General features: G+C 34.8%; 17 protein-coding genes. 10 read left to right on the forward strand and 7 right to left on the reverse strand.

The features are described 5' to 3' along the window. Positions 1–104: 104 nt before the first annotated feature. Positions 105–1,562, reverse strand: coding sequence for a DUF3373 family protein (locus ABYK18_RS10480; protein ID WP_373036624.1), 1,458 nt, complete (start codon positions 1,560–1,562; stop codon positions 105–107). A 2-nt stretch (positions 1,563–1,564) separates the two neighbouring features. Next, positions 1,565–1,762, reverse strand: coding sequence for a hypothetical protein (locus ABYK18_RS10485; protein WP_373036625.1), 198 nt, complete (start codon positions 1,760–1,762; stop codon positions 1,565–1,567). A gap of 212 nt (positions 1,763–1,974) precedes the next feature. Here ABYK18_RS10485 and rpmH point away from each other — a divergent pair, with 212 nt between their 5' ends. The 7 genes from rpmH to ruvX are packed head-to-tail and all read left to right on the forward strand — an operon-like array spanning position 1,975 to position 7,168. Then, positions 1,975–2,109 carry a 50S ribosomal protein L34 gene (rpmH, locus tag ABYK18_RS10490; protein ID WP_294960986.1) on the forward strand — a complete coding sequence of 45 codons (135 nt, stop codon included), beginning with the start codon at positions 1,975–1,977 and terminating at the stop codon, positions 2,107–2,109. A 14-nt stretch (positions 2,110–2,123) separates the two neighbouring features. Next, positions 2,124–2,447: a ribonuclease P protein component gene (rnpA, locus tag ABYK18_RS10495; protein WP_373036664.1), complete on the forward strand. Its 324-nt coding sequence runs from the start codon at positions 2,124–2,126 to the stop codon at positions 2,445–2,447. After that, positions 2,444–2,770, forward strand: coding sequence for a membrane protein insertion efficiency factor YidD (gene yidD / locus ABYK18_RS10500; protein WP_373036626.1), 327 nt, complete (start codon positions 2,444–2,446; stop codon positions 2,768–2,770). Before rnpA ends, yidD begins: the two co-directional genes overlap by 4 nt. Positions 2,771–2,772: 2 nt before the next feature. Beyond that, on the forward strand, positions 2,773–4,476 hold the full coding sequence (gene yidC, locus ABYK18_RS10505) for a membrane protein insertase YidC (protein WP_373036627.1): 1,704 nt from the start codon (positions 2,773–2,775) through the stop codon (positions 4,474–4,476). After that, a complete protein-coding gene (locus tag ABYK18_RS10510; protein WP_373036628.1) occupies positions 4,469–5,422 on the forward strand; it encodes a Jag N-terminal domain-containing protein in 954 nt (317 codons plus the stop codon). The genes yidC and ABYK18_RS10510 overlap by 8 nt, the downstream gene beginning before the upstream one ends. Further along, complete coding sequence (gene mnmE, locus ABYK18_RS10515) at positions 5,423–6,766, forward strand: tRNA uridine-5-carboxymethylaminomethyl(34) synthesis GTPase MnmE (RefSeq protein WP_373036665.1); 1,344 nt, start codon at positions 5,423–5,425, stop codon at positions 6,764–6,766. Between the two features lie 3 nt (positions 6,767–6,769). Next, positions 6,770–7,168 carry a Holliday junction resolvase RuvX gene (gene ruvX, locus ABYK18_RS10520; protein WP_373036629.1) on the forward strand — a complete coding sequence of 133 codons (399 nt, stop codon included), beginning with the start codon at positions 6,770–6,772 and terminating at the stop codon, positions 7,166–7,168. A gap of 1 nt (position 7,169) precedes the next feature. Here ruvX and ABYK18_RS10525 read toward each other — a convergent pair whose 3' ends face one another. Then, positions 7,170–7,790, reverse strand: coding sequence for a hypothetical protein (locus tag ABYK18_RS10525; protein ID WP_373036630.1), 621 nt, complete (start codon positions 7,788–7,790; stop codon positions 7,170–7,172). A 115-nt stretch (positions 7,791–7,905) separates the two neighbouring features. On the opposite strand from ABYK18_RS10525, the gene ilvC reads away from it, so the two are divergent. Next, entirely contained in the window at positions 7,906–8,928 is a 1,023-nt protein-coding gene (gene ilvC / locus ABYK18_RS10530) for a ketol-acid reductoisomerase (RefSeq protein ID WP_373036631.1), read from the forward strand. A gap of 116 nt (positions 8,929–9,044) precedes the next feature. Here the strand turns inward: ilvC and ABYK18_RS10535 are convergent, their stop codons facing one another. The 4 genes from ABYK18_RS10535 to ABYK18_RS10550 are packed head-to-tail and all read right to left on the reverse strand — an operon-like array spanning position 9,045 to position 13,903. Further along, positions 9,045–10,139, reverse strand: a complete 1,095-nt coding sequence (locus ABYK18_RS10535) for a hypothetical protein (RefSeq protein ID WP_373036632.1) — start codon at positions 10,137–10,139, stop codon at positions 9,045–9,047. A gap of 60 nt (positions 10,140–10,199) precedes the next feature. Further along, a complete protein-coding gene (gene holA, locus ABYK18_RS10540; protein WP_373036633.1) occupies positions 10,200–11,162 on the reverse strand; it encodes a DNA polymerase III subunit delta in 963 nt (320 codons plus the stop codon). Then, entirely contained in the window at positions 11,155–13,095 is a 1,941-nt protein-coding gene (locus ABYK18_RS10545) for an RNB domain-containing ribonuclease (protein ID WP_373036634.1), read from the reverse strand. Before ABYK18_RS10545 ends, holA begins: the two co-directional genes overlap by 8 nt. 7 nt (positions 13,096–13,102) lie before the next feature. Further along, positions 13,103–13,903, reverse strand: coding sequence for an HDOD domain-containing protein (locus ABYK18_RS10550; protein WP_373036635.1), 801 nt, complete (start codon positions 13,901–13,903; stop codon positions 13,103–13,105). Between the two features lie 99 nt (positions 13,904–14,002). Here ABYK18_RS10550 and ABYK18_RS10555 point away from each other — a divergent pair, with 99 nt between their 5' ends. Both ABYK18_RS10555 and greA read left to right on the forward strand, forming a co-directional pair. After that, positions 14,003–14,329: a hypothetical protein gene (locus tag ABYK18_RS10555; protein ID WP_373036636.1), complete on the forward strand. Its 327-nt coding sequence runs from the start codon at positions 14,003–14,005 to the stop codon at positions 14,327–14,329. A gap of 21 nt (positions 14,330–14,350) precedes the next feature. Further along, positions 14,351–14,863, forward strand: a complete 513-nt coding sequence (greA, locus tag ABYK18_RS10560) for a transcription elongation factor GreA (protein WP_373036666.1) — start codon at positions 14,351–14,353, stop codon at positions 14,861–14,863. Positions 14,864–14,917 lie beyond the last annotated feature (54 nt).

A 14,917-nucleotide genomic window follows, 5' to 3' on the forward strand; every position in this document is an offset into this window, starting at 1 on the left:
TTGAGTTAATACTTTTAGAACTAATATATAAAGAGAAAAATAAAAGAGCAAAGCTTATTATTAATGTAATATATATTTTGTTTTTAAAATGCATTAATACCTCTTTAAAACTTTGCGTCTATACTTAGATAACTGACGCTTTGTGTCGCATCTTTACTGGCTGGTTCGGCAAAATGCCATCCGCTGCCGGTATAGTTTTCATGCATGTTGATAAAACCGAGTTTACTTTGCAAGTTTTTATGAAATTTCCAGATAGCGTAAATCTCTTCTGCATGACCTCGAACAGCTAATTTGTTGTACATATCTTCTGCTCCCTGCGTCGCTGAGAACCAGTATTTACTTCCGTAGTTAAACTCTGCACCTACATTTAGAGTGTTTGTTATATCATATTTAGTACCTAGGTATACGGAGTGGCCATTACTGCTTAGCATCTCTCCTCTTGCATAGTCAGCTTCTGAAAAACCTGTTTTTCCACCGGCAGTTAATCCGGAACTGTAAGGAGCCGCAATCTGATAATCATCTATCTCCCCGTTACCATGAGGATTTGAGAGAGCAGTATGAATAAATATGGTTGCATCGCTCTGTGCCACATTTTGTATATCTAAGCCAATGCCAAATGTTACCATATTTCCGAGAATATGTGCATCTTCGGAGCTAACATCAGGACCTAGATATGGATGGGCTTTTAAATCAAGAAGGACATTCACACCAAATGATAGTAGTGATTTTCCAAGAAAGTTGAATTTTGTATCTCCGTATAAGCCGACTATGTTAGCATTGTCAATATTTTCTCTGTTACATTGATAAGGATAGAAATTTGGTCTCATTGTATAAGCTTTTGCAAAGATTGCTCTTAAATACGTGTCCTTTGCAAGTTTTTGGGTTCCTATGATTCCATAGCTGTTCATATCAAATACTAAAGCTGGGAACATAGAATTTCTTTGTCTGTTTTGTGCAAACTGCATCGGTGTTCCGCCCGCTGTAGGAAGTAGACCGAATGAGAAAGTAAAGGCATAATCTGAACCTTTGTTTGGACTATAGTCTATATATGCACGATCAACATCAAATGCACTTGAAGATTCAGCAGATTTGATATCACGGCTTAAGATGCAGAGTCTTTGATTAGATTGAGTTGAATTCATATAAACCAGTCTACCATGAAAGTTTACACTCTTGTCAACTTGATAATCCATGTTTAATCTAAAACGAATAGAAGCTGCAGCGTCGAAATCTTTTGTGTACTCATCTCTTCTTTGTAGACCATTAAGCGATGCATCTGCATTGTTGTATATTTTTGTGTTTTCTCCCGCTATCTCACCTGTTGTGTAGTTCATCTTATCGAAGCGAAGAGTTAATTCAGGAGAAAAATTGATCTTGTCTAAGATGCTTTTTTTCTCTACTGCCTCCAAGATAGGGGAACTTTCTTCAATATCAGCAGAGTTCATCTTAACTTGTTCTTTTAAAAGTTTAAGTTCATTTTCAAGAGAGTTTATTTTATCTTCAATAGAATCTGAAGAAGCAAATATAATCATGGGAATCATTAGTAGTAGAGTCTTTTTCATTATCATAGTCCTGGTACCATTGGTTGTTCTGAATCAGCTGCATGTTTAATTAGGTAACTCTTTAAATCATTTCTAAGTTCTTTAGAGAGTTTGTCAAGATTGTATTTTTGCATTCTTCGTTGTGATGAAAAAATTCTTTCCCATTGTATACTTGCTTTGGTTCCTGCATATAAGTCCAGCTCAATTGCAAGTATTGCCATATCTTTAGCAAATAAAGTGGTAAACAAAGTAGAGGAGATTAAAACAGATAATATAAATTGAATGGTTTTTCTCCCCTGAATGTTATACAAGTCCGGTGATTATAATATTAAGAGTGTTAAATTGCCTTTAAATCATTTCAATATAAACCTTAACCGCACTTTAAGTAATTTTTCTGTAACATTGCGGACTTAATTTTAAATAAGGATATGTCGTGAAAAGAACATACCAGCCTCATAATACACCGAGAAAAAGAACTCATGGTTTTAGAGCTAGAATGGCTACAAAGAATGGTCGTAACGTAATAAACCGTCGTCGTGCTAAAGGTCGTAAAAGATTGACAGTTTAGGCGGTTTCTCTACACTGAAACAACACAAAGAGTTTCAGTACATATACAAAAAAGGAAAGAACATTCACACTCAAAGTGTGGTGCTTTTCTCTCTCCCAAAGCAAACAATTCACAAAGTTGGTTTTACTGCTACTAAGAAGATTGGTAACGCAGTAAAAAGAAATAGAGCTAAAAGAAGACTCAGAGCTCTATTTTGTGAATACTCTGCATCACTACAAGACGGCACATATATTTTTGTCGCAAAACAATCAATCAATGAAGTTACACATAAACAGCTAAAAGATGACTTTGAAAAAATTCTTAGCAAGTCTAAAAGTTTTAAGGCAGATTCTCAATGATAAGAAAGTTTTTACTTAAGCTTTTATGGTTATATCAGAAGTTTTTTACGTTAATAGGCTTTGGAAGTTGTAGATACTACCCCACTTGTAGCGAATTTGCAAGAATAAACTTTGAAAATAATTCCATTTCAAGTGCTTTTTACCACACTTTGATTAGAATACTTCGTTGTAATCAATTATTCGACGGTGGCATAGAGTATCCATTACTCGATAAACTGTCTGTAAAGCCCGCAAAACTGGGGGTTGATTCTATAAAATATTGGTTGGTTCCAAATAAAAAAAACCGTTTTCATATAATAAAAAATTTTTCTTTTAAAGGGTAATCGTGTTAGATAAATTGACACCAAATCAGAGACTAATGTTAGCAGTAGCATTGTCAGTAATTTTTTTCGTAGCATATACAGCTATTTTTCCACCGGTTGAGCCAGAAAATACAACGGCCAAAAAAACACAACAAGTACAAGATGTTGCTCTAAAGCAAGAGACAAAAGCACAAACTTCTACCAATATTTCAAATGTAGAACAGACTACGGGACATGCAATTTCTGAAGTAGAAAAATATGGTGCAAGTGATGTAAATACTATTTTAACTGTAACAAACAAAGATTTTATTTTAAAGATTGATACACTTGGTCGTATTAGTTCAAAAGAATTATTGCAGGCAAAATTTAACACTAAAGAAAATGGACATGCACAGCTAATACCTTCTACAGGGATGAAACCACTGTTTGTCAGATTTTTAGATGAGGTTTTAAATAATGAAGCTACAAGAGTTGCTTATACTGCAAGTGTTGATAAGATAGCCTTAGACGGACAACCTCAAAAAGTAACACTGACTCAAAAACTCTCTTCGTTAGTTGTTACAAAAGAACTTACTTTTTATTCTGATGGACATTATGACGCAAAGATTTCACTTTCACAAGATAAAAGATATTTTGTATATTTAGGACAAAGACCAAAAGTAAATGAAACAGAGCAGATGATGGCTGCAACGGGTGCTCTGGTCTATACCGATGATGAATTAGTGACTATTATAGAAGATGGAGATGCGGAAGGTAGAAAAACTTTTACGGGCGTTGAGCTGATTTCGGCATTTGATCAATATAATGCTTCTGTTATGTATGGATTTAAAAAAGATTCCAATATCATAATTGAGAGAGACAGAGATGATAATCCGGTAGTCTATTTTGATGGTACGCAAAATATGGTGTTTAACGGTTATGTAGGTCCAAAAGAGTATAAAGTACTTAAAAATATTAAACCTGTACTTACTAATGTTATAGAGTATGGCTGGTTTACTTTTGCTTCTAAGCCGCTTTTTCAACTTTTATCTTGGTTACATGGCATCTTTGGAAACTGGGGTTGGTCAATTATTGCACTTACTCTTATGATTAGAGCAGTACTTTATCCTTTGACTTACAAAGGTATGGTCTCTATGCAAAAAATCAAAGAGATCTCTCCTAAGATTAAAGAGCTTCAAGCAAAATACAAAGGCGATCCGCAACGTATGAATGCTGCCGTCATGGATATGTATAAAAAGCACAATGCAAACCCGCTTGGCGGATGTCTGCCTATGATACTGCAAATACCTGTTTTCTTTGCCATTTATCGTGTACTTTTAAATGCGGTTGAGCTTCAAGGTGCTCCGTGGATGTTATGGATTACAGACCTTTCTCGTATGGATGATTACTATATTCTTCCTATTTTGATGGGTGCTTCGATGTATTTCCAACAGAGACTTACACCAAACAACTTTACTGACCCGATGCAAGAAAAAGTGTTTAAATACTTACCGGTAATTTTTACATTTTTCTTTTTAACTTTTCCATCAGGTTTAGTTCTTTACTGGTTCGTAAATAACCTTTTCTCAATTGCTCAACAATTTATAGTAAACCAGCAATTTAAAAATGCTAAAGAAGCTGAAATAGCTGTTAGTGACCATGCACATAAGATGGAGCATAAAGAGATGGAAAAAGATAAACTAGAAAAGAAAAATTCAAAAAAATCTACTGGAAGAAAAGATGATTAAGATAGAGTCTGCAACGTTAGAGGGAGCATATAAAGATGCTGCTTCTACGTTGGATTGTTCTGTAACACAGCTTAAGATAGAAGTTGTTCAATACCCAAGTAGCGGATTTTTGGGACTATTTAAAAAATCTGCAATAATTGTAGCGATTAAAGAAGCTGATTCTGAGAGTTCGGCCAAAGAAGAAAAAACTACAGAAGCATATAAATCTGAAAAATTATCAGACGAAAAACAAAAGACACAAGAAGCTAAAAAAGCAAAGTCTCAAAAGCAAAAAAAAGAAGAAAAAAAGAGTAATAAAGCAGAAGTTAAAAAAGAAACAATTAAAGAAGAAACTCACAAGCATACAATTTTAAACGATACAATCATGCCTCAATCTTTTGTCAGTACACAAGATGAGGAAGATGAAGAAGATGATGATATCACCTCTTATCTTGCTGATTATGATGATGAGTTTGATAATCCAGATAGTGAAGATTTAAAATCAACTGCAGAAATAGCAAAGATTGTTCAAGAAGACATAAATAAACTCTTCAGCTTTATATGTTTTGACATAGATAACATAGAAGTCAGTGTTTATGATGAGAACACACTTCTAATAGAATTTAAAGGTGAAGATGCAGCACTTCTTATCGGGAAAGAAGGTTATAGATACAAAGCACTTTCATACATGATCTTTAACTGGATAAACACAAAGTACCAGCTGCAGCTTCGTCTTGAGATAGCAGAGTTCTTGAAAAATCAAGAAGAATCGGTTTCAAGATACTTAAGCGGTGTTAAAGAGAGCGTAGATAGAGACGGCAGAGCGCAGACCAAAGTACTCGACGGTGTGCTTGTACAGATTGCTCTGAGAGAGCTTCGTGAGATTTACCCTGATAAATATGTTGCTATCCGCTCAACTCGTGATGGGCTAAAATATATCATTATAAATGATTACCACTCAAATTAAATCATGGATAATGACACAATAAGCGCCATTGCCACAGCAAATGGCATAGGCTCTATCGCTATTATCCGCATAAGCGGAGATAGAGCTCTGGAAATTGCTAAAAAACTTACACAAAAAAAAGAATTTTCTCCCAGATATGCAACACTAACAACTATTCATGATAAAGAAAATGAACTTATTGATGAATCTATAGTCATTTATTTTAAATCTCCGTATTCATTTACCGCCGAAGATGTAGTTGAGATTCAATGTCACGGCGGTTTTATTGTTGCGCAAAGCATACTTAAAGCTACTATAGACGCAGGAGCAAGACTTGCAAACGCAGGCGAGTTTTCAAAGCGGGCTTTTTTCAACGGCCGTATCGACTTGAGTGAAGCAGAGGCAATTGCCCAGTTGATAGAAGCTAAAAGCGAAGATGCAGCTAAGATATTGGCGCTTCAAATGAAGGGTTCACTAAAAGAATATATAGAGCAGATCAGAGATGAGATAATTCATATACTTGCATACTCTGAAGTAAGTATTGATTATGCAGAAGAAGATTTACCGGAGGACTTGGTTAAACAGATAGAAGCAAAGCTAAGCGAATTGAACACTTCCCTGCAATCAACTCTTATGGCATCTAAAGCCAGAGAAGGTTTGATGCAGGGCTTTAAAGTTGCTATTGTCGGAAAACCTAATGTTGGAAAAAGTTCTTTGCTTAACTCTCTTCTTAACTACAATCGTGCAATTGTGAGTGATATAGCCGGAACAACAAGAGACACGATTGAAGAGCAGGTTAAGATAGGAACGCATCTTATTCGTATAGTTGATACTGCGGGCATAAGAGAAGCAAATGATGAGATAGAGCGAATCGGGATAGAACGTTCTTTAGAAGCTATCCAAGAGTCAGACATAGTCGTAGCGCTGTTTGACAGCTCAAGAGCTATAGATGCAGAAGATGAGCAAATACTCTCGTTGATAGATGAGCATGCTAAAAATAAGCATGTGATATATGTAAAAAACAAAATAGACTTAGAAGAGAAGTTTTTATCAAAAGATATAGATTTTGATTTGGAATTAAACTCAAAAGAGAGTGTAAACTCACTTATAAATGCCTTGCAAAATATCATGGACAGAAGTAACAGTTCTGATGAGATAATGCTGATATCTCAAAGACAGATAATGGCAGTGCAAAATACTTTAAATAATATCGAAGAGGCACTTCTTCCACTGCAAGACCAAGAGCTTGAGATATTTTCCTTTCATCTCAATGAAGCTGTAAAAGAGATGGCATCTATAACTAGACCATTTGAAAATGATGAGATGCTAGACAAGATGTTCGGCTCTTTTTGTTTAGGAAAATAACTGTTGAAATATATTGCAATAGATTTGGGTTTAAAGAGAATAGGTCTTGCATATTCTGCCCATAAAGATATAGTAACTCCATTACCTGCAGTTCAAAGAAAAAACAGAAACCAGGCATCTGCCGAAGTAAAAAAAGTTCTTGATGAGTGGGAAGTAGATGCTGTAGTCATCGGTATTCCATTAGGTGGAAGTTCTGAAGATGAGATGCAAAGACGAATAGAACACTTTATGAATCTTGTTGATTTTAAAGGCGATATTTTTTATCAGGATGAGGCACAATCATCACTTGAGGCTGAAAATATGATGAAGGGTGAGATAAAGTATATTCGCGACGGGCGGATAGACTCTATCTCAGCTATGATTATTTTACAGAGGTATCTACTTACTATTAAAAATAGATAAATTACACAATCTTAAAAAATTTTGCAGCTTCTTCTTCGTCATCTGTCAGCTCTTCTCTTTTAAAGTCAGGATCATTCTCAATCATATCTTTTACTTTAGACTGACAGAATTCAAACAGAACTTTTTTAGCTGACTCATTATCGCTTAAAAAACCAAGACCGCTAAACTGATAAGGTTCTTCTTGTTCGATGCAGAGTAAAGTTCCTGCGCATTTTTCTTCTAAAAGTTCAACTAAAGTTCTGTAGCTAATATTAAACTCAGTTGCATGCCAACCAATATCTTCAAGCTCTGAGTTTGAAAACTCAGCTACACCGTCTGCCGTAGTGTCATCATAAGAAGCTCTTGGAGTATTTACAGCGATAAGCTCCTGCCAGTTTGAGAAAGCTTTAATAAGAACTCTTTCTCCGTCTTCAACAAGTTGATAGTTTTTACCAAGTACTGTTTTGAAATCTTCTACTATTTCTGGTTTGCCTTTATAAATAAGAATATCACTACTCTCAAATGGTTCGTATCTGATATTTCCGTTTATATCAATTCCAAATATTTTTGACGTGTTTATAGCTTGTAGTAAAGTTGCTTTTTCTGTTATGATTATCTCATTAAAAAGATTGAATTTTTTCATGGTTTCCCCGCATATTTATAAATATTTGTCACATTATAAAAGTTTTTGCTTTATTTTAGTATAATGCGGAAAATTTTTTAAGCACTTAAGCTTAATATTATGCAAGGAAAAAATAATGGCACTAAACGTTTACTATGACAAAGATACTAGCTTAGACCTAATCAAAAGCAAAAAGGTTGCGATGATTGGTTTTGGTTCTCAGGGACACGCTCACGCTGAAAACCTAAGAGATTCAGGTGTTGAAGTATGTATCGGTTTAAGAAAAAATGGTTCATCTTGGGCTAAAGCTGAAGCTAAAAACTTTGAAGTTTTAACAGTTGCAGAGGCATCAGCATGTTCAGATGTTGTAATGATTCTTTTACCGGATGAAAACCAAGCTGAAATCTATAAAAACGAAATTGAGCCAAACTTAAAAGAGGGTGCTACTATTGCCTTTGGTCATGGTTTTAACATTCACTATGGTCGTATCATTCCAAGAGCTGATATCAATGTTACTATGATTGCACCAAAAGCTCCGGGCCATACTGTACGCTCTGAGTTTGTTCGCGGCGGGGGTATTCCGGATTTAATCGCTGTTGGACAAAATCCATCTGGAGAAACTAAAGAGTTAGCACTTTCATATGCATCTGCAATAGGTGGTGGTAGAACTGCAATTATTGAGACTACTTTCAAAGATGAGACTGAAACTGACTTATTTGGTGAGCAAGCTGTTCTTTGTGGTGGTGCTGCTTCTTTAGTTCAAGCTGGTTTTGAGACTTTAACTGAAGCTGGTTATGCTCCTGAACTTGCATACTTCGAGTGTTTACACGAACTTAAGTTAATCGTTGACTTAATGTTTGAAGGTGGAATCGCTGATATGAGATACTCTATCTCTAACACTGCTGAGTATGGTGATTATGTTTCTGGTAAACGTGTTATCAATGCAGAGTCTAAACAAGCGATGAGAGATATCCTTACAGAAATCCAAGACGGTAGATTTGCAAAAGACTTTATCCTTGAAGGTCAAGCAGGTTATCCTCGTATGAATGCTGAGCGTAACAACGATAAAACGAAACTAATTACTGTGACTGGTAATAAACTTCGTGAAATGATGCCGTGGATTGGATCAAACAAAATCGTTAACCAAGATAAAAACTAAAAAACATCAAAATAAGCGCGCATTTACTGCGTTGCTTATCTCGTCACATACTAATGTATGCTTCCTCAATAAGCGCCTTGTAACTACACACTTCTTTTAATTTTTATTTAATAGACCTAAATATCTCCAAAAAACAATTCTAAATTAGCACGAAATATATAGTTGGCATTGTAATCATATTGCTGAGAAAATTCTACTAACGGATGTAGCTCGTAAAATATATATTTTTTAAAGAACTGTTGTTTCCAAACTATTCCTGTATCATAATTGTAGATTCCCGGAGCTGGTGTAATATTGTATTTTGTATTTGCAGGCGTGCTTGTTTGAGTTTGTGTCTGCCCTTGAAACCCTGTGTATATTTGAAGACCTACAGAGTGTTTTATGGTGCTTAAATAAGATAGTTGTGCTGAATAATTCATGCCATCTAGATATGTCTGGGTATATCGACCGAGGGAAAGACGTATTAGCTCTTTTTTATTTTTTAATCGATGGTCAAAATAAAGCTTTGTCTCTTCTTTAAACTCATCTTCATAAGAATACTCTACATACTGTATAGGTCGAAAGAGGAGATACTTAAAAGCTATCGGGTATTGCATACGTAATTTCATGAAAGGGTTGGTTATACCTTTAAAACCGCCAAATACACTCACGTTTAGAACGTCTAAATTATCAAGGACATACTTCACACCGACACTTGTAGATTTTTCTACATTGCCGTTATTTATTGTATTTGTCTCATCATCTTCATCATCACCGATAAAAAGATAAAGAGCATCTTCTGTTTTTGGGAGTCTTAAATTTACACGTATGTTGTTAAAATAATCAAATCCTTCCTTCTGATTTTGTTCAATACCCCATCTTAGCCTTATGTAACTTTTATTTGTAGTATTTAGATATGTCTCATCTTTGAAAAAATCATCGTATAGGCTTACCATTGAGAAAAGAGAATATGCTTCTTTTTCTTCTTCAATACATTTTTTTACTTCTTTTACGGAGGTGTTTGTGTCATCTTTTACCCAGTTCTTTACAGTATGGTCCAAATTGCTTGAAAAAATAAGAACTTTTTGCGAAATACTCTTTTGAATATAGTCTAAAGATAAAAGTCTCTCATATATAGATGGTTCTTTTTTTAAGGCGGCGTCTAAAACTTTAGGGTTTGTGGTACAACTGTTTTTTTGGGATTGAGCGAATAGACTTATTGAAAAAAACAAGGTAATTATAACAAGTCTGATCACTAAGCAACTCCCATACAAAAATAATTATTTCTTATTTTACAATAATTTCTGAATCCTGATGATGGTGGACAATAAAATTGCACCTTTATCAACACCTGAACTTTTCATCTTCAGTTCACTATCGAGTAATAGTTCATGCAGTTTGTAGTAAGTATTTGGTTTATATTTTAGAGATAGAGCAGCTTTTTCATCAACCACGAATTTTGGAGCAGGGTATCCGAGTATCTCAAGAGCGTTTGGTGCTCCATTTACTCTTATGTAGATGTTGAACATATAAAGTTGTGTTAAATATGCTGTGAGCGCCGTAATTATTCTTATCTCATCTTCACCATGTTCTAGTATGTTGTTCAAATCTTGAGTAAAATCTTTTTTTGAAAGTATCTTTTTAATCATGTCATCCATACTGATTTCTGCAAGACCGGATACCAGTTGCTCTATATCTTTAGTAGTAATAACTTTGTCATAAACTTTAAACTTATCTATCTCGTTATATGCAAGTGCCACATCACCGTTATGAATGGTTAAGAGATGCGCTATAGAGTATTTATCCATGTTAACGTTTTTTTCTTTTACCGCTTCAGATATGATATTTATAGATTCGTGTTGATTAGGATTGAAAAACCTTACACTCATAGTACTTTTTTTACTAAATGCTTTGTTATAAGTCTTATAATCACTTCCGTAGTAAGCGTAAATAAAAAGATTGTCTTGATTTTTTTCACACAAATCTATAAGGTCATCAAGTTCTTTTTTAGGGACCTTTTTTTCACTCTTTACAACTAAAATGTTTACCCCGCCAAAAAGTGAAGCCTGTGATAGATGCGCTTTTGCACTTTTAAAGTCATATTCATCATAGTAAAATGTAAGAGCTGAGGCATCTTCAATGTTACTGAGTTTTTTAGTGTAGTTATCGATAAGAAAACTACTCTCTCCAAAGAATACAAAGCTGTTTGAGATGCTGGAATTTTGTATATGCTTGTCTAGCTCAGCTTTATACATCTATATCCTTAATAACATGACCGAATATTTTAGCTTTAGGAATATCAACTTTATCTATAGAGATTATGACATCTTGAAAAAGCTGAGCATTCTCTGCTGAAGTAATAAGTACTCTTGCTCCCATAATCTCATCATGTATTTCGGCTTTGTATTCCGGTTCTGTCGCTGTTATTCTTGCTTTAAACTCTTTGTTTAGATTTTCATTAGCCCAGCGGGCAAATTTTCTATGTTGAAACTCAACTTCAATGCTGCTGGCTTCTCTCTCTTTTTCACTAATTGTCATACTAAGGGCTTCTATATTTCTAAGAACGTAAGAGCCTTCTTCGGTGTCATTGTTATTTATAGCTTTTAGAAGTCTATGGACGATAAGATCTGAGTAACGTCTAATAGGGGAAGTAAAGTGAGTATATGCTTCAAAGCCCAGTCCAAAGTGTCCTGAGTTAAGAGGAGCATATCTTGCTTGCATCTGTGAGCGGATAATCAGAGTATCGACTTCTGCTTCTAAACCCATATCTTTTGCTTGTCTCTGTATATCTGAAATAGTCTCTTTTATAGAGTTTTTTATATCGATTGACATGCCGATGCCTGCTAGTTCTTGGTACAATATCTGAAGTTTGGACTGATTTGGTTCTTCATGGATTCTAAAGATTCCTCTGCTGTACTGACTTGCAGCCTCTTTGTTTGCTAAGAGCATACAGTCTTCGATAAGAGCATGTGAAGGAGTCTCCTCGGCAAAAGAAGTTGAGACTATATTAGAGTTTTCATCAATTTCCATTTCCAATTCAGTTGAGCGGAAATCATAACCTACTTTTAATCTTTTTTCTTTTAGTGCATCGGTAATGGGTCGTAGTTTCTTTATCCAGGCAAATATCTTTTTTTCTGTATTATTCTTAGCGTCTAGTTTACTATCAAAAAAATCATCTATCTCTTCATAATTAAATCTTCTTTGAGAATGAATAATCGCTTCATATACTTTAGATTTGGTCACCTCAAGAGAGTCTAAATCAAGCTTCATCTCAAAGACATAAGAGAGTCTATCTACATGAGGCTGAAGTGAACATAGAGTCTCACTTAGTTGACGCGGAAGCATAGGAATAGAACGATGAGGAAGATATATAGAAAAACTTCTGTATATCGCTTCATTATCAATGGTACCAAAAGGTTTTACGTATTCACTAACATCTGCAATTGCTACGTAGAGAGTAGTGTTTTCATCATCCCAGTATATAGCATCATCATAATCTTTTGCAGTTATAGGATCTATCGTGCAAAACAATAATTTTCTTAGATCAACTCTATTTGGATACTTGGAAGCATCTACTTCTTCAAATGAGGTAGCCACTTTTAAAACTTCTTCATCAAATTCGTCATGTTTGTTAAATTGTGCAAGAACAATCTTTTCATCAACCAAAGGATCTTTTAAATTTCCAAGTTTTTCCATTATAAAATTTTCTTGATTGTTGATTTTGAAAACATCGTCTTCCTCGTAAGAGTCCAGTTCTTTTTGAGTAAGTTCAACTCCGGCAGGGTAATCAGTCTTTAAATCAACTAAAGCCTTTCTTCCATCCTTTAAGATAATATATCCTACGCTGTAAGTTTGTGCTCGACCTACTATTTCAGCAATTTTTGCACTAGGAGTTCCACGTTTACCAAGAAGTCTTTGGGCAATAATGAGATCACCCTCTTTGGCATCTCCTAAATCACCTTCACCTATAAACAAGTCTCGGACATTTTCACCGATGACATTTAAATATGCTGTGTCTTTTTGAACAAGGCCAAGTGTACCCGCACGATATTTAGAATTGAATTTATAGATATTACCTTTTTTGGTAATATATTTTTTTGTCAGAAAATTGTTTATGTGTTCTTGTTCATCAGGGCTTATGTCTTGCTCACTCAAACCGAGAGTGAGCCGAATTAGTAGAGATTTCAAAGAAGGGTTATCTAGCGTTTTCTATAGCTTTATCAAAGCTTTCCATATCAAGGTCATATTTTATAACCAACTCTTTAGCTGCTTGAACACTTTCGTCTGTAATAACTCCGTTAATCGGAACTACAGTACGAACAACATGTAAGATTTTTGCTGCTCTTTGATCTTCTTCATCTGCTTTTTCAGGGTTTAGACAGTTAGCAATAGTATCAACTAACCCTTCTTCAAATCTCCAATGTTTGAAGATTGTAGCACTGACTTCCGGTGTATCTGCGCCTACAACTTTTCTCTCGGCAGCTTCAACATCTTGAAGTTCTACAAGAGCATCTCTAAAAGCTTGCTGAGCGTTTTCTGCAATGATTTGTTGGGCAATTAGAACTTTGCCGATTTCAACAAGAAATGCAGCAGGAGATAAAACACCTAATAGTTTGTTTTCTTTTCTAATGCACCATGCAGTCATGATACCATGCTGTTTTTTGGACAATGCCGAAAACATGTCGTTGTCAATTCCGTAAGGAGAAAGGTCAAGCGCAAAACTCTTTTTTACAATACTAGCAAGCGCAAAACCACGAACCGTACCCATACCAAATAAACCAACAGCCTGAGAGATAGCATTTATTTCACGGGAAAAACCATAAAGCGGAGAATTTGCAGCTTTTAAAATATCGGCAGTCAAAAGAGGATCTTTTTCTAAAATTTTAACCATATCGTTAAAACTGCTGTCAGGGTCTTGATAAACAGCCTCAATTTGCATAGCAGATTCTGGAAGTGGCGGAAGTTGTTTGATTTTTTTTAGTATATCATCAGTCATAGTACTCTCTTTGTTTGATATTAAGTTATTCTCATAATTATAACTTAATATTTACAAAAAACTGTTATTATTTTCTCATAAATATGAAAAAGGACGAACATGCAAAGAGAAGCAATGCTCACACAATTAGGTTATGCACCAAATGGTGCTCTTGTTAACCAACTGGAAAGAATAGAAAAGAATACATCGGGGTATGAGAAGATTCAGAAACATATAATGGATTTGCATGATCATTTAAAAGTTGACGGTTCGTATGTGGCTTTATCAAACTCAAACGATTATTTTAAAATAAAAGTAGAAGCTCCAAGTGTAGAGATTGCTGAAGAAGCGCATGAAAAAATAAAGCACTTTAGCGATAAATTTAAAGTTACTTTGAATAAATTAGAAAATAAAGAGACTTACTATATTCTAGGTTTTCATCATTAAGGCTATTGCTTGAAAGAGCCGATGAGTATAGAAGGTTACGATCTTTTGGTGGAAGAGTTTAAGTTCTTGCTTGAAGTTGAGAAACCTAAGACTGCAGAAGAAAAACTTGTAGCGGCAGCGCAGGGTGATAGAAGTGAAAATGCTGACTATCATGCTGCTAAAGAAAAACTGCGTTTTATAGATAGAAGACTTTTTTATCTTAACTCTATGATTCAAAAATCACAAATCATAGACCCGTCGTCTTATGAACATACCAAAGTCAGTTTTGGAAGTACGGTTAAAATATTAAACATTGAAACAGACAAAGAAGAGGTGTATACCATTTGCGGTGTTTTGGAAAGTGAACCGGAAAATGGACTTATTTCCATACATTCTCCTATAGCAAAAGCTTTGATAGGAAAAGAAGTTGATGATGATTTTAAGATAAAGCTTCCAAAGGGTACAAAAGAGTATGAAATCCTTGAAATAGAGTATAAAAACATCTTTAGCCTGAAGAAAAATATACGCACAAAAGAAGACTTTGCCTTTCATTAAAATTCTTATTAGAACAAATTAGATATAATCCCCCTTTAAAAACCAAAAAATTTA

This window comes from Sulfurimonas sp. (assembly GCF_041563495.1).
Taxonomy (GTDB): domain Bacteria; phylum Campylobacterota; class Campylobacteria; order Campylobacterales; family Sulfurimonadaceae; genus Sulfurimonas.

Bases quoted from the DNA above. Each gene is read 5' to 3' on its own strand.
- ABYK18_RS10480 (WP_373036624.1), bottom strand. From the start codon at position 1,562: ATGAAAAAGACTCTACTACTAATGATTCCCATGATTATATTTGCTTCT.
- ABYK18_RS10485 (WP_373036625.1), bottom strand. From the start codon at position 1,762: ATGGCAATACTTGCAATTGAGCTGGACTTATATGCAGGAACCAAAGCA.
- yidD (WP_373036626.1), top strand. From the start codon at position 2,444: ATGATAAGAAAGTTTTTACTTAAGCTTTTATGGTTATATCAGAAGTTT.
- ABYK18_RS10510 (WP_373036628.1), top strand. From the start codon at position 4,469: ATGATTAAGATAGAGTCTGCAACGTTAGAGGGAGCATATAAAGATGCT.
- ABYK18_RS10525 (WP_373036630.1), bottom strand. From the start codon at position 7,790: ATGAAAAAATTCAATCTTTTTAATGAGATAATCATAACAGAAAAAGCA.
- ilvC (WP_373036631.1), top strand. From the start codon at position 7,906: ATGGCACTAAACGTTTACTATGACAAAGATACTAGCTTAGACCTAATC.
- holA (WP_373036633.1), bottom strand. From the start codon at position 11,162: ATGTATAAAGCTGAGCTAGACAAGCATATACAAAATTCCAGCATCTCA.
- ABYK18_RS10550 (WP_373036635.1), bottom strand. From the start codon at position 13,903: ATGACTGATGATATACTAAAAAAAATCAAACAACTTCCGCCACTTCCA.
- ABYK18_RS10555 (WP_373036636.1), top strand. From the start codon at position 14,003: ATGCAAAGAGAAGCAATGCTCACACAATTAGGTTATGCACCAAATGGT.
- greA (WP_373036666.1), top strand. From the start codon at position 14,351: ATGAGTATAGAAGGTTACGATCTTTTGGTGGAAGAGTTTAAGTTCTTG.